Raw genomic sequence first — 14,157 nt, 5'->3', positions numbered from 1 at the left:
TTCGGCTGTCTGAGTCATGCCGCGCTCCCTACTGCGAGTCCCAGCGCTGCGCTGAGGGCGACGCGATCGCGTCCGATGTCCCCGCCGGTCAGCTTGGGCGACACCTTGACCGCAGCGAGCGCGTCCCCGACCGCGACCGGAAGGCCGGTGGCGCGGCTGAGGGTGTCCGGGAGGCCGCCGAGGTACGATCCACCGCCGCTCAGGACGACCTGGCCGATCGCTTGATCCGGTCGCGTGTTCGCGAAGAACGAGACAGTGTTGCGCAGGCTGTTGATCAGCTCTCCTGTCACGCGGTGGATGACCTCCGCACTCGGATGATCGGCCGGATCGACGCTGGTGGCGAGCCCGAGTCTGCGCTTCGCGGCGTCGGCCTGCGCCGCATCCATCCCGAGCTCGGAGACGAGCGCGCGCGTGACATCCTCGCCTCCTGCCGGGATGATGCGCACGAACTGCGGCACGCCGTCCGCGGCCATCACCACGCTGGTGGTGTTCGCCCCGATGTCGATCAGGACCACACCGCCACCGATGCCGGGCCGTGAGACGAGCACCCGGCTCACAGCGAAGGGGACGAGATCGACATCGACCACCGTCAGACCAGCGAGCTTCGCTGCGAGCACCTTGTTGGCGACCGCCTCTTTGACGGCGGCGACGAGGAGGCCCCGGATACCCGGCGCCCCATGGTCCGTCACGGCCTCGGCGACGGGATAGAAGTCGAGCAGGGCGTCGGCCACCGGAACGGGAAGCATATCCTGGACCTGGAACGGGAGGGCTTCGCGGATGTGCTTGAGCGGCGCCCGCGGGACGGTGAGCTCCCGCGCGAACACGCGCTGGTTGCCCACTCCGAGGACCACCCGCTTGCAGGTGAATCCGCCCGTCTTCCACAAGTGCTTCAGCGCTTCTGCGACGGTATTCGGCTCGATGACCTCGCCGCGTTGCACCGCTCCATCCGGAAGCACCGCCTGGTGGTAGCGCAGCAGCGTGGGCCGGGGCTTGTCGAAGTCCGCGACCTCCACGGCGCGGATCACGTCGTTCCCGACGTCCACACCGACGATTCTTGAGACCATTGCGTTTTCCCTTCTGACCATGCCGCCGGATCAGACGATCCCGAGCAACGAGAGATAGCCGTGCGCGATCGCGCCCCCGCCGACGATCCCCAGCCAGGCTCCTGCGAGCATCCACGGGCCGAACGGGATGCCGCTGCCTCGAGCAGCGCGGCGGGTGAGGAGGAGCGCCAGGCCGAACAGGCCGCCGAGGACGAAGCCCGCGAATGCGCCGACGACGAGTTCGCCCCAGCCGAGGAAGCCCAGGAAGAGACCGAGCGCGCCCGCGAGTTTCACGTCGCCGAGTCCCATGCCCCCGGGGCGGGCCAGCGCGAGCGCAAGGTAGAGCGCGAGCATCCCGCCCATGCCGATCGCCGCCCGGCCGAGCGCGGCCGGGTCGCCGAGAGCGAGCGCCGCCACGGTGAGCAGGACGGCGCCCGCGGCGTAGGCGGGGAGGACGATACGGTTCGGGAGGCGGTGGGTGTCGAGGTCGATCAGCGCCAGCGCTATGCTGATCGCCCCGAGGTACAGGAACGCGATCGACGCGACGACGGCGCCGAGCGCGTGGCCGTCGAACGCGGTCGGGAAGCCCCAGCGCTCCAGCGCCCACACGGTGATGCCGGCGAAGACGAGTCCTGTGCCCAGTTCGACCAGTGGGTAGCGCGCTGAGATGCGCGCGCCGCAGTCGCGGCACCGGCCGCGAAGGATCAGCCAGGAGACGACGGGGATGTTGTCGTACCCCCGGATCCGGGCACTGCACGAACCGCAGGCGCTCGGGGGCGTCACGATCGAGCGGCCCGCAGGGACGCGGAAGATCACGACGTTGAGGAACGAACCGATGAGCGATCCGAACAGGCCCAGGAGGACGACCGGCATGTCAGCTGCCCCCCAGGTCGCGGTTCGAGATCAGAGAGCCGGGTTGCGGATTCGGCAGGGGCGGTAGCACAGCGCCCGTGTTGAGATCGTAGCCGGCGATTCCGACCTGATCGAAGGTGTAGATGGGGTTGTTGATAACCGTGCTGAAAGTCCCCGCGTAGATCTGTCCGTTCCACGTCAGGTTGTTCTTCGAGACCAGCGCGCACGGTGTGTACAGCATCGCCTGCACAGCGTTGTCCGTCGAGATGACGTCCGAGGCTGTCAGGTCGTTCTTCGCGACGAAGTCGTCCTGGTGGGTCGGGTCCGTCGCAGCAGGGGCGTAATTGCACGTCGGCTGGTGGTCGGCCACGTTGTCCGGGGTGATGAACCAGAGGCGGTGGACGGCCGAGCTCGACGAGGTGAAGGCCAGCTTGTTCGTACCGCTGAAGTTGAACTGGTTGGCGAAGATGACCACGTCGCTGGTCAACGACACGGTCGTGTTGTTGTTCGCGGACGGGCCGCCGACGCAGCCGAGCATGTTGATGATCACCGGCTTGCCCGGCTGGGTGCCGCCCAGGTTTCCCGTCGAGAAGGTGCACGGCACGTCGGTCGGAGCAACCTGGACCTGGAAGGGTGTGCCGGTCGAGTCCACCCAGTCGCTCGGCTTGTAGGTCACATCGACCCACGGCGGAGCCGTCGGGACGGAGCCGGACTGCGTGTATGTCCCGGAGACCTTCGAGCCCGGGGGATTCGGGGAGACGGCACTCGCGGTCAGATTGCCGACGATGTTTCCGCTGCCCAGCGTCGCGGTGTTCTGCACATTCACATTGCCGTTGACGGTGCATGTGCCGCCGAAGGTGAGGTTGCCGTTCGGCGACGCTCCCCCGACAGAGAGATTGCCGTTGAACACCGAATTGTTCTTGTTGCAGACGAGGTTGCCGTTCTGCACGACCAGTCCGCTGCTCTCGGACAGGTCGAAGCCGGAGTTGGCCTCCACTTGGCCTCCGCTGTAGAGGTCGATGGACGTACCGGAGGGCGTGATGCCCGGGACGAGCCAGTTGAAGACGGCCTCGACCTTGCGCGCGTTACCCGACGTGTTGCCCGAGATGCCGGGAGCCTGGGGGCTTCCGGTGGAGACGATCCGCACCCGGCTGGCGCTGGAGGTCGGGCACCCGGCCTGCCAGCCGGACCCGGCATCGAATGAGACGACGGCCGAGTAGGCGAGCGTGCCCGTCGCGGTGTATACACCCGGAGTTGGTTGGGCAGCGCAGTTGCCGGCTGTGTACAGCCCGGCTCGGGCCGCGGCGATACCCGCGTCCGCTGCAGCGTGCGACTGCACGCCGGCGCGGGTGGAGGAGCTGAAGCCGTAGGCCGACACGACCGAAGTGGCGATGAGCGTCGTGAGGATGATGCCCAAGATCATCAGGCCCAGCACGGCGATGAGGGCCGAACCACGCTCGGGCTGGCGGTGTGCGCGGAGGTATCGCGTGATCAGTAGCATGCCGGCGTCCCTGATGATCCTGCACGGCTGACGACCGTGCTATTGATGGCGACGGGTCCAGCGCCGGAGGACTGTCCGGTGAACCCGATCGTGAGGGTGGGAGTGGCTCCGCTGAAGATCCCGGTGCCGATGTTGGGGGTGACACTCTTGGTCAGCAGGGTCCAGGTGGGGAGCGTCGCCGCGGTCGGGACCGCGATCGCCGAGGGCGAGATCGTGTAGCGGATGCTTCCGTCCGCCGCGGAGTAATACCAGGCGACACACTGCCAGCCCAGAGTCGCGCCCCCCTGGGCGGTACGTGCGATCAGGAGCTGATCGGTGCCGGACGGCGAGGTGAGCATGAAGTCCGAGGCGTTGCGGATCCCGCGCTCGACCGACTCGGCGGCCAGTTGAGCGGAGGTCGTCGTCGCGGCCATCGAGTTCACCGTCCTGGAGGTGCTGGAGAGGCTGGACATCATCGCACCGACGATGGCGAGGACGAGGACCAGGATCATCGCAGCAATGACGAGTTCAACGAGCGTGAACCCGTCGTCGCTTCTGGAGTCTTCTGCGGGGGTCATGGTCACGGTCCCGTCACGAAGACGAGCGTGTTCGCCGTGGTGAGCACCGCGCCGGTGTCGGTGCGGGTGACGGTGACCGAGACCTTGACGGTGGTCGGATAGCCCGCCGCCGTGGCCGGGCAGGTCGTGCCGATGGCACGGACCGATTTCAGTGGAACGTTCTGGGCACTGGCGGTGGTGGTGGCCGCTGTGATGGAACTGCAGGCAGTCAGACCGCGAACCTGCTCGATCTGCTGATTGGCGAGCTGGGTTGCGGTAGCGAGGGAGGCGTTCTGGACCGAGACCCGGAGGCCCTGGACGAGGATCGGGATGAGGGCGACCGCGATCAGGCCGAGGAGGAACATGGCGATGAGAACCTCGGCGATGCCGAAGCCGTTGTCGTCGGCGCCTCGAATGAAGCTGGTGCGGCGGGCTTTGTCTCCGGTGTTCATGTTCCACCTCCCTTCGGGTCGGATCTGATGGATTCAGAACGAGAGAACGGGTGGGCCGGCGGAAGCGTGCCGACCCACCCGGTGGAGCTCTGCTTACGGGCAGGCCGCCTTGGTCGCCGACGTGGAGTCGGTGATCGAGTAGGTGTCACCCGAGCCGCTCGTCCCCTGGATGCAGAACGTCGGCGGGTTAGTAGTCGTGACCGGCTTGTAGAGGAGCCCGGTCGTGCCCCCGATAGACCCATTGTCGTAGGGGCTCGGCAGCGCAGTGGGGAGCGTTCCGTTCGCGGCGGTCTGGGCCGCGACAACGGCGGTCTTCGCGTTTGTCAGGTCGGACTTCGTCGCGCTGTCCTTGGCGTTGTTCTGGATACCCAGGTACACGGGGATGGCGATCGCGGCGAGGATGCCGATGATGATCACCACGACGAGGAGCTCGATGAGGGTGAAGCCCTTCTCGTTCTCCTCCAGGAGACCCTGGCGGCGGCGATTCAGTTTGCCCATGAGTCGGAAGTACATTGCAGTGTCCATTCGGTCGGGAGTGATGCGGGGTGGGCGGGTGCATCCCCGCTCGTTGACGATGTTAGGGGCGTTCAAATCGCCGCCAGAATCCCTTGTGTGGGGGTTTAACCCCTGATCATGCCCCCAAAGCGAGGGTGAATCACGTTTTGTTGTCCCCGAAATCGAGGACAAATGGTGCCTACCGTGGTACGGCTCGCGCCTGTTATTTGATCAGGCTGGAGATCTGGAAGATCGGCATGTAGAGCGCGATCACCATGCCGCCGATCACGACACCCAGGAACGCGATCATGAGCGGCTCGATCATGGCGGTCAGCTGCTCGGTGGAGGCCTGGACCTCCTGATCGTAGAAGTCCGCGATCTTGTCGAGCATCGTCTCCAGGGAGCCGGAGTCCTCGCCCACGGCGATCATCTGCGTGACCATCGACGGGAACACGGGGTGGTCCTGCAGCGGGCGAGCGATCGACTCGCCCTGACGGACGGACTCCGCCACGGCCACGAGAGCGCGTTCTATGACGTAGTTGCCGCTGGTCTCCCCCACGATGCGGATCGCCTGGAGGATCGGCACGCCGGCCCCGATCATGTTCGAGAAGTTGCGGCTGAACCGCGCGATGGCGATCTTCTTGAGGAGCTTGCCGAAGACCGGCGTCTTCAGCTTGATCGGGTCGACGACGCGTCTGACCCGCTCCTCGTGCTTGTTCCGGCTCCACCACCAGGCGAAGCCCACCACGAGGACGAGCAGCAGCGGTCCGAGCCACACCATGTTGTGCGACATCACGACCAGGATCTCGGTGGGCAGCGGCAGCTGCCCGCCCAGGCTCTTGAACATGTTGTCGAACACCGGGACGATGAACAGCAGCATGCCGATCACGGACAGGAGCGACATGATGAGGACGATCACAGGGTAGGTCAGCGCCGACTTGATCGTTCCTCGGAGCTTGACCTCCTTCTCGAAGTTGGTCGCTACGGAATCGAGGGCACCGTCCAGGAACCCGCCGGTCTCACCCGCACGGACCATGTTGACCATGAGCGGCGGGAAAACGTCGTCGTACTTCCGGAAGGCCTCCGAGAGGGATGTGCCCGCCTCCACTTGCTCGGTGACCTCCACGAGGATCTTCGCGAGCTTCTTGTTCTCCGTCTGCTCGGAGAGCACGGTGAGGGTCTTCAGGAGCGACAGTCCGGCGCCGATCATAGTACTCATCTGCCGGCTCATGATGGCCAGGTCTTTGAGCTTGACCCCGGAACCGAAGCCGAGGTTGATCTCCCGGTTGAGGCCGGTGGCATCCGCCTCCGCGATGGCGACGGGAGAGAGTCCCATGACGCGCAGCCGCGCGGCCACCGCCCCCTCGCTGGCGGCGTCGATCCGGCCCTTGACGATGCGGCCCTCCGCGTTGCGACCGCGGTACGCGTACGCCTGGACGGTGGCCATCAGCGCACCACCTGGGAGTACGAGTCGCCGTAGTCCGGACCGCTCGCGGCGAACGCGCGCGCAGCCTGGTCCGTCGGCGAGTCTGTGCGCTGGATCAGCCGTCGGATGCCCTCGACGTCGTGGGCCTTCTCCAGAGCAGCTGCGTGGGTGATCTGGCCGCTGTTGACGAGGTCGGCGAGGTGCTGGTCCATGGTGTGCATTCCCGAGCCACGACCCGCCTGCATCATCGAGCCGATCTGGTAGGTCTTGCCCTCACGGATGAGGTTGGCGATGGCGGGTGTCATGATGAGCACCTCCGTGGCGACGGCTCGACCGCGGCCCGACGCGCGTTTCACGAGCGTCTGGCAGATGACGCCCTGGAGCGTCGCAGCGAGCTGTGCACGCACCTGCTGCTGCTGGTGCGGTGGGAACACGTCGATCACACGGTCGATGGTCTGCGGTGCGTCCTGCGTGTGGAGGGTGGCGAAGACGAGGTGGCCCGTCTCGGCCGCGGTCAGCGCGACGGAGATGGTCTCGAGGTCGCGGAGCTCGCCGATGAGGATGACGTCGGGGTCCTGACGGAGGACGTGCTTGAGGGCGTTCCCGAAGCTGCGGGTGTCGTGGCCCACCTCGCGCTGGTTCACGATCGACTTCTTGTGCACGTGCATGAACTCGATCGGGTCCTCGACCGTGACGATGTGATCGGCCCGGGTCGAGTTCACCAGGTCGATGAGAGCGGCCAGGGTTGTCGACTTGCCGGAGCCGGTCGGTCCTGTGACGAGCACGAGGCCGCGCGGGAGCTGCGACAGCCGGCCGACGCTCTCGGGTACGCCCAGCTCGGCGAGGCCCTTGATCTCGGTGGGGATGAGACGGAACGCCGCGCCGACAGCACCTCTCTGCTGGTAGACGTTGACACGGAAACGCGAGTTCGCCGAGATCGTGAAGGCGAAGTCCAGTTCGAGTTCCCGTTCGAACGTGGCGCGCTCCCGCTCGTTGAGCAGGCTGAAGAGAGCGGCGCGCGTGCGCTCGTGGCCCCACGGCTCGTGGGATCCCGCCGGAGTCAGCGAGCCGTCCACGCGGATCATCGGCGCCGCGCCGACGGTCACGTGGAGGTCGGAGGCGCGGGACGCGACAACGGTGCGGAGCGCGGCCACGAGTTCCGGGTCCGCGGCAGCGAGTGCCTCGCGCTCGGCGGGCGTCAGCGTGGAGGTGTCGTACTCGTCGGCGGGAATGGTCGCCGACGGGACGGCCGGAACCGACGTCACCGGCGCTGGAGCCACGGGAAGGGCCGTGGTCGCAGGAGGCGGCGCCGATGCGGGCAGGGGTGGCGTCGCCGGTGGCGGGTACGACGCCGCGATCGGCGCGGCGTCCGGCGCAGGGCCGGACACGGGGGCCGACGTCGGAGCGGGCGCGAACACAGGCTCGGACTCGGCCTCGCCCGTCTCAGCCGCGGACGCGTGACGGCCGGCCCACTCCGACGGCGCGAGCGTCACCGGAGGCGTGGTCGGCGCTGGGACGGCCGACCACAGGTCGCCCGTTCGCGGAGCCACCACGGGGATCTCGTAGATCGGCCGCGGGTCACCCGGTCCCGGGATACCCCATCCGTCCTTGCTGCCGTCCGTCGCCATGTGTCCTCCTAGGCCACCACTCGAATGATCTCGTCGACCGACGTCAGGCCGAGCTTGACCTTCTCCCAGCCGTCCTCACGAAGCGTGAGCATGCCCTGCTCCCTAGCCGCTCGTCCGATCTCCGCGCTGGATGCGCGCTCCACCGTGAGCCGTTCGATCTCCTCGGTGACCGCCATGACCTCGTGGACCGCGAGACGCCCGCGGTAGCCCGTGTTCGAGCATGCGGTGCAGCCGACCGGACCGTAGATCACGGGCGGCTCCCCTTCCGGAGTCATGGGGAACCGAAGGCGGCGCAGGTCGTCCGCCGCGTACGCCGTCGGGCGCTTGCAGCGTTCGCACAACCGGCGCGCGAGGCGCTGGGCGACGACACAGTCGAGCGCCGAGCCGACCAGGAACGGCTCGATCTCCATCTCGGTGAGTCGGGTCACCGCGCTGGGTGCGTCGTTGGTGTGCAGTGTCGAAAGCACGAGGTGTCCGGTCAGCGACGCCTCGATGGCGATCTGGGCCGTCTCGTGGTCGCGGATCTCGCCGAGCAGCACGACGTCCGGGTCGCTGCGCAGGATGCTGCGCAGCGCACTGGCGAAGGTCAGTCCCGCCTTGGGATTGACCTGCACCTGGTTGACTCCCGGCATCCGGTACTCGACCGGGTCCTCGACCGTGATGACGTTGATCTCCGGCTTCGATACGGCGTTCAGTGTCGTGTACAGGGTCGTGGACTTGCCGGAACCGGTCGGGCCGGTGACCAGGATCATGCCGTACGGCTTGGTGTAAGCGGTTCGGAACGTCTCGAGGTTGCGCTCGAGCAGGTTCAGGTCGGTGAGCGTCAGCGATGTGTTGGTGTTGTCGAGGATCCGCATGACGACCTTCTCGCCCCACACGGTGGGGAGCGTCGCCACGCGCAGGTCGATCTGCCGTCCACCGTGGACGACCGACATGCGCCCGTCCTGGGGCTTGCGCCGCTCGGCGATGTTGATGTCGCTCATGATCTTCAGGCGCGAGATCACGCCGTTCTGCACCGACTTCGGAGCGCTCTGCATCTCGTGCAGCACCCCGTCGATGCGGTACCGCACGCGAAGGCTGTCTTCGCCGGGCTCGATGTGGATGTCGGATGCGCGGTCCTGGATCGCCTGGCTCACGATGAGATTGACGAAGCGGACGATGGGCGCTTCGTCCTCGGGGGACTCCTCCATCGAAGCGGCGGCGTCCTGCGCCGGTGCGGTCTCCTCCTCGAATGTGGTGGAGAGGTCGTTCAGTTCGTCGTCGGCGCGGATGTGCCGGTCGATGGCGGCCTCGAGGTCGGCAGGCTCGGCGACGACCACCTGGACGGGCATACGCGCCGCGGCGCGGACGTCGTCGATCGCGAACACGTCGCCCGGGTCGGACATGGCCAGGATCAGCGTTCCAGCGTCCACGGCGATGGGCAGGACGGAATGCCGCCGGCAGATGGCGCCGCTGACGCTGGCGACCGCCGTGCGGTCGACCGGGTAGTCGACCAGCTCGACGAAAGCCACGCCCGCCTGGGCCGCCCGCGCGTGGGCGAGCTGGGTGGACGTGATGACGCCGCGTTCGAGCAGATCGCGCGCGACGGTGTCGTCCGACCTCGACGCCGAGATGGCGTCCAGGTATTCGATGGGCAGATGGCCGTGAAGGATGAGGATCTCGGTCATGGACGCCACGGGGGACCTCCTCGGATAGGGGTCCTGCCGGGTTCGGGTAATCCGACAGGGCACGTCCCGGCCTGGAGCTGCTCCGGTCGGGACGAAGCCTTGCCACAGTAACCGGCTATCTCCCCTGAGAAACAGACCCGCGACCGGGTGCCCCGCGTGCGGGGGTCGCGCTGAACGGCGCTCGCGACGTCCGTCAGTGCAGCCGGCCGCGGCGGCTCGCGAGGAAGACGAGGGCCACCGCCAGAACCGCGCATCCCATCGTGGTGAGCCAGAACGGGAGGGTGGCCGCGGCGTGGCCGCCGGCGGCCTGGATGATCCCCGCGATGAAGCTGACGACCGCGACCACCAGCGCGACGCCGGCGACGCCGACCATCGCGCGCCCCACGCCATCCGTGTACTCGAGAAGCTGCCGCCACATACCCCTATCCTCCCATCCCCCACCCCCTCCCCCCATCCGCTCCGCTCCGCTGAGGTGCACGTCGTTGCGCTCGACACGCCGGTCGGGGGCGCAACAACGTGCACCTCAGCGGAGCGGAGCGGCCGCGCGCGCGGGGAGGGAGGGAGGGAGGGAGGGAGGGAACCCCCGGGAACGACGAAGGCCCCCGGCGTGAGCCGGGGGCCTGAGCCGCTCCCCGTCAGAGGAGTCGGTACCTGCTTAGTTGTAGGTGCCGGGGGTGTAGTCGTCCGAGCTGAAGCTGTCGAAGTCGACGAAGCTCAGGTCGCTCTCGTTGAACGCGGAGTCGTCGGCGAAGATGCGGTTGGGGTACCGCTCCGCCTTGGCCTCCTCGGTCGCCTCCACCGAGACGTTCCGGTAGCGCGACAGGCCGGTTCCGGCCGGGATGAGCTTACCGATGATGACGTTCTCCTTGAGACCGATCAGCGGGTCGGACTTGCCCTCCATGGCCGCCTGCGTCAGGACGCGGGTGGTCTCCTGGAAGGACGCGGCCGACAGCCACGACTCGGTCGCCAGCGAGGCCTTGGTGATACCCATGACCTCCTGACGGGCGGACGCCGTCTTCTTGCCCTCCTGCAGCGCAGCACGGTTGATCTCGTTGTACCGCGAACGGTCGACGAGCTCACCCGGCAGCAGGTCGGTGTCGCCGTGGTCGACGACGGTGACCTTGCGGAGCATCTGGCGGACGATGACCTCGATGTGCTTGTCGTGGATCGGCACGCCCTGCGAGCGGTAGACGCCCTGGACGCCGCCCACCAGGTGCTTCTGCACCTCGCGGACGCCCTTGACCCGGAGGACCTCCTTCGGGTCGACGGTGCCGACGATCAGCTGCTGACCGAGGTCGACGTGCTGCCCGTCCTCCACCAGCAGGGTGGAGCGCTTCAGCACCGGGTAGACGTGCGGCTCGTCGCCGTTGTCCGGGGTCAGGATGACCTTGCGGGACTTGTCCGTCTCCTCGATGACGATGCGGCCTGCGGCCTCGGCGATCGGGGACGCACCCTTCGGGGTACGCGCCTCGAACAGCTCCTGGACGCGCGGCAGACCCTGGGTGATGTCGTCCGCGGACGCGGAACCACCGGTGTGGAACGTACGCATGGTGAGCTGCGTTCCGGGCTCGCCGATCGACTGGGCGGCGATGATGCCGACCGCCTCGCCGATGTCCACCAGCTTGCCGGTCGCGAGCGAACGGCCGTAGCAGGCGGCGCAGACGCCGACCGCCGACTCGCAGGTCAGCACGGAGCGGACCTTGATGTCGGTGACGCCGGCGGCGACCAGCTTGTCGATGAGTACGTCGCCCACGTCCTCGCCCGCCTTCGCGACCACGGTGCCGTCCGTGCCGACCGCGTCAGCGGCCAGCGTGCGGGCGAACACCGAGTTCTCGACGTTCGGGTCGCGGGTGAGGGTGCCATCGGCGCCGACCGTCGCGATCGGCAGGTCGAGGCCCTTGGTCGTGCCGCAGTCGTCCTCGCGGATGATGACATCCTGCGAGACGTCCACCAGACGACGGGTCAGGTAGCCCGAGTCCGCCGTACGGAGAGCCGTGTCGGCCAGACCCTTGCGGGCACCGTGCGTCGCGATGAAGTACTCCGCCACCGACAGCCCCTCGCGGTACGAGGAGATGATCGGACGGGGGATGATCTCACCCTTCGGGTTGTTCACCAGACCACGCATACCGGCGATGTTGCGGACCTGCAGCCAGTTACCACGGGCACCGGACGTCACCATGCGGTTGATGGTGTTGTCCGCCGGGAAGTTGGCACGCATGGCCTCGGCCACCTCGTTGGTCGCCTCGGTCCAGATCTTCACCAGCTCCTGGCGACGCTCGAGGTCGGTCGTCAGACCCTTCTCGAACTCGGAGGTGATCTTGGCGGCCTTCTTCTCGTAGCCGGCCACGATCTGCGCCTTGTTCGGCGGGGTCAGGATGTCGCTCAGCGACACCGTGACGCCCGAGCGGGTGCCCCAGTAGAAGCCGGCGTCCTTGATCCGGTCGAGCGCCGCGGCGACCTCCACCTTCGGGTACCGCTCGGCGAGGGCGTTCACGATCGACGAGATCGTGCCCTTGTCGGCGACATCCTCCACGTAGGGGTAGTCCGCCGGCAGCGTCTCGTTGAAGAGAGCGCGGCCCAGGGTGGTCTCCACGATCGCGGTGATCGGGGTGGCCCCGGTGTCGGCGGCGTCCGACGGCACGTAGTTGTCGAGACGGATCTTGACCTTGGCGTTCAGGTGCAGCGTGCCCTGGTCCTTCGCGAGGATCGCCTCGGAGACCGAGGAGAACGCGCGACCCTCGCCCACGGCGCCCTCGCGGACGGTGGTGAGGTGGTGCAGACCGATGATCATGTCCTGCGAGGGCAGGGTGACCGGGCGGCCGTCCGACGGCTTCAGGATGTTGTTCGAGGCGAGCATCAGGATGCGGGCCTCGGCCTGGGCCTCCACCGACAGCGGCAGGTGCACCGCCATCTGGTCGCCGTCGAAGTCCGCGTTGAACGCGGCGCAGACGAGCGGGTGGAGCTGGATGGCCTTGCCCTCGACGAGCTGCGGCTCGAACGCCTGGATGCCCAGACGGTGCAGGGTGGGTGCACGGTTCAGCAGAACCGGGCGCTCGCGGATGATCTCCTCGAGCACGTCCCAGACCTGCGGGCGCGAGCGCTCCACCATCCGCTTCGCGGCCTTGATGTTCTGAGCGTGGCTCAGGTCGATCAGGCGCTTGATGACGAACGGCTTGAACAGCTCCAGAGCCATCTGCTTGGGCAGACCGCACTGGTGCAGCTTGAGCTGCGGACCCACGATGATGACCGAACGGCCCGAGTAGTCCACGCGCTTGCCGAGCAGGTTCTGGCGGAAACGACCCTGCTTGCCCTTCAGCATGTCGCTGAGGGACTTGAGGGCGCGGTTGCCGGTACCCGTGACGGGACGGCCGCGGCGGCCGTTGTCGAACAGCGCGTCGACGGCCTCCTGCAGCATGCGCTTCTCGTTGTTCACGATGATCTCGGGAGCACCGAGGTCGAGCAGACGACGGAGGCGGTTGTTGCGGTTGATCACGCGGCGGTACAGGTCGTTCAGGTCGCTGGTGGCGAAGCGGCCACCGTCGAGCTGGACCATCGGGCGCAGCTCCGGCGGGATGACCGGGACGACGTCGAGGACCATCGCGGCCGGCGAGTTGCCGGTCGCCAGGAACGACGACACCACGCGCAGACGCTTGATCGCGCGGATCTTCTTCTGGCCCTTGCCGGTGGCGATCTGCTCGCGGAGCAGCTCGGCCTCGGCGTTCAGATCGAAGGCCTGCAGGCGGCGCTTGATCGCCTCGGCGCCCATGTAGGCCTCGAAGTACAGGCCGTAGCGGTCGAGGAGCTCGTTGAAGTCCGCGTCCTCCGGCTTGAGGTCGCCGACCTTGAGGGTGCGGAACGACTCCCACACGCGCTCGAGGCGGGCGATGTCCTCATCGAACGACTTGCGGAGCTGGCCCATCTCCTTCTCGGCCGTGTCCTTGACACGGCGCTTCTGGTCGGCCTTAGCGCCCTCCTCCTCGAGCGCCGCGAGGTCGGTCTCCAGGCGCTGCAGACGCTCGGCGACGCGGGCGTCGCGCTGGTCGGACAGCGTCTTGATCTCGAGGCGGAGCTCGTTCTCGAGGCCGGGGAGGTCGGCGTGGCGACCCTCCTCGTCGACCTCGATCACCATGTAGGCGGCGAAGTAGATGACCTTCTCGAGGTCCTTGGGCGCCATGTCGAGCAGGTAGCCGAGGCGGCTGGGCACACCCTTGAAGTACCAGATGTGCGTGACCGGGGCGGCGAGTTCGATGTGGCCCATGCGCTCACGACGGACGGAGGACTTGGTGACCTCCACGCCGCAGCGCTCGCAGACGATGCCCTTGAACCGGACGCGCTTGTACTTGCCGCACGAGCACTCCCAGTCGCGGGACGGTCCGAAGATCTGCTCGCCGAAGAGTCCATCCTTCTCCGGCTTCAGGGTCCGGTAGTTGATGGTCTCCGGCTTCTTGACCTCGCCGTAGCTCCAACGACGGATGTCGTCAGCGGTGGCCAGGCCGATACGCAGCTCGTCAAAAGTTGTTGCGTCGAGCAATGTGTTCACTCTCTCCTGTTGAAAGA

The 14,157-nt window shown here is 67.4% G+C and carries 11 protein-coding genes; all 11 read right to left on the bottom strand.

Annotated elements, in window-relative coordinates; all coding sequences use genetic code 11:
• Positions 1-14: 14 nt before the first annotated feature.
• The 11 genes from pilM to rpoC all read right to left on the bottom strand — a co-directional run bounded on the left by pilM (position 15) and on the right by rpoC (position 14,131).
• Positions 15-1,064 (bottom strand): type IV pilus assembly protein PilM, encoded by a 1,050-nt coding sequence (gene pilM, locus ACR9Y5_RS04760; protein ID WP_481296897.1) that lies wholly within the window; start codon positions 1,062-1,064, stop codon positions 15-17.
• Positions 1,065-1,094: 30 nt separating this feature from the next.
• A complete protein-coding gene (locus tag ACR9Y5_RS04755) occupies positions 1,095-1,916 on the bottom strand; it encodes a prepilin peptidase (RefSeq protein WP_481296896.1) in 822 nt (273 codons plus the stop codon).
• A gap of 1 nt (position 1,917) precedes the next feature.
• Positions 1,918-3,396, bottom strand: a complete 1,479-nt coding sequence (locus ACR9Y5_RS04750; protein ID WP_481296895.1) for a hypothetical protein — start codon at positions 3,394-3,396, stop codon at positions 1,918-1,920.
• Positions 3,387-3,953, bottom strand: coding sequence for a PilW family protein (locus ACR9Y5_RS04745; protein ID WP_481296894.1), 567 nt, complete (start codon positions 3,951-3,953; stop codon positions 3,387-3,389). The genes ACR9Y5_RS04750 and ACR9Y5_RS04745 overlap by 10 nt, the downstream gene beginning before the upstream one ends.
• Positions 3,954-3,955: 2 nt before the next feature.
• Positions 3,956-4,384, bottom strand: coding sequence for a type IV pilus modification PilV family protein (locus ACR9Y5_RS04740; RefSeq protein WP_481296893.1), 429 nt, complete (start codon positions 4,382-4,384; stop codon positions 3,956-3,958).
• 93 nt (positions 4,385-4,477) lie between these two features.
• Positions 4,478-4,882, bottom strand: a complete 405-nt coding sequence (locus ACR9Y5_RS04735) for a type IV pilin protein (protein ID WP_481296892.1) — start codon at positions 4,880-4,882, stop codon at positions 4,478-4,480.
• A gap of 220 nt (positions 4,883-5,102) precedes the next feature.
• Positions 5,103-6,326 (bottom strand): type II secretion system F family protein, encoded by a 1,224-nt coding sequence (locus tag ACR9Y5_RS04730; protein WP_481296891.1) that lies wholly within the window; start codon positions 6,324-6,326, stop codon positions 5,103-5,105.
• The gene (locus ACR9Y5_RS04725) at positions 6,326-7,933 is read right to left on the bottom strand and encodes a type IV pilus twitching motility protein PilT (protein WP_481296890.1); all 1,608 of its coding nucleotides are present in this window, start codon (positions 7,931-7,933) and stop codon (positions 6,326-6,328) included. The genes ACR9Y5_RS04730 and ACR9Y5_RS04725 overlap by 1 nt, the downstream gene beginning before the upstream one ends.
• Before the next feature lie 8 nt (positions 7,934-7,941).
• Positions 7,942-9,609, bottom strand: a complete 1,668-nt coding sequence (locus ACR9Y5_RS04720; RefSeq protein WP_481296889.1) for a GspE/PulE family protein — start codon at positions 9,607-9,609, stop codon at positions 7,942-7,944.
• Between the two features lie 184 nt (positions 9,610-9,793).
• The gene (locus ACR9Y5_RS04715) at positions 9,794-10,018 is read right to left on the bottom strand and encodes a hypothetical protein (RefSeq protein ID WP_481296888.1); all 225 of its coding nucleotides are present in this window, start codon (positions 10,016-10,018) and stop codon (positions 9,794-9,796) included.
• 237 nt (positions 10,019-10,255) lie between these two features.
• The gene (gene rpoC, locus ACR9Y5_RS04710) at positions 10,256-14,131 is read right to left on the bottom strand and encodes a DNA-directed RNA polymerase subunit beta' (RefSeq protein ID WP_310134997.1); all 3,876 of its coding nucleotides are present in this window, start codon (positions 14,129-14,131) and stop codon (positions 10,256-10,258) included.
• Between the last annotated feature and the right edge of the window lie 26 nt (positions 14,132-14,157).

Source organism: Leifsonia sp. KNZ13-11D, assembly GCF_056754895.1.
Note: the sequence above shows the minus strand (reverse complement) of the source record. Positions and strands in the feature narration are given on the sequence as shown.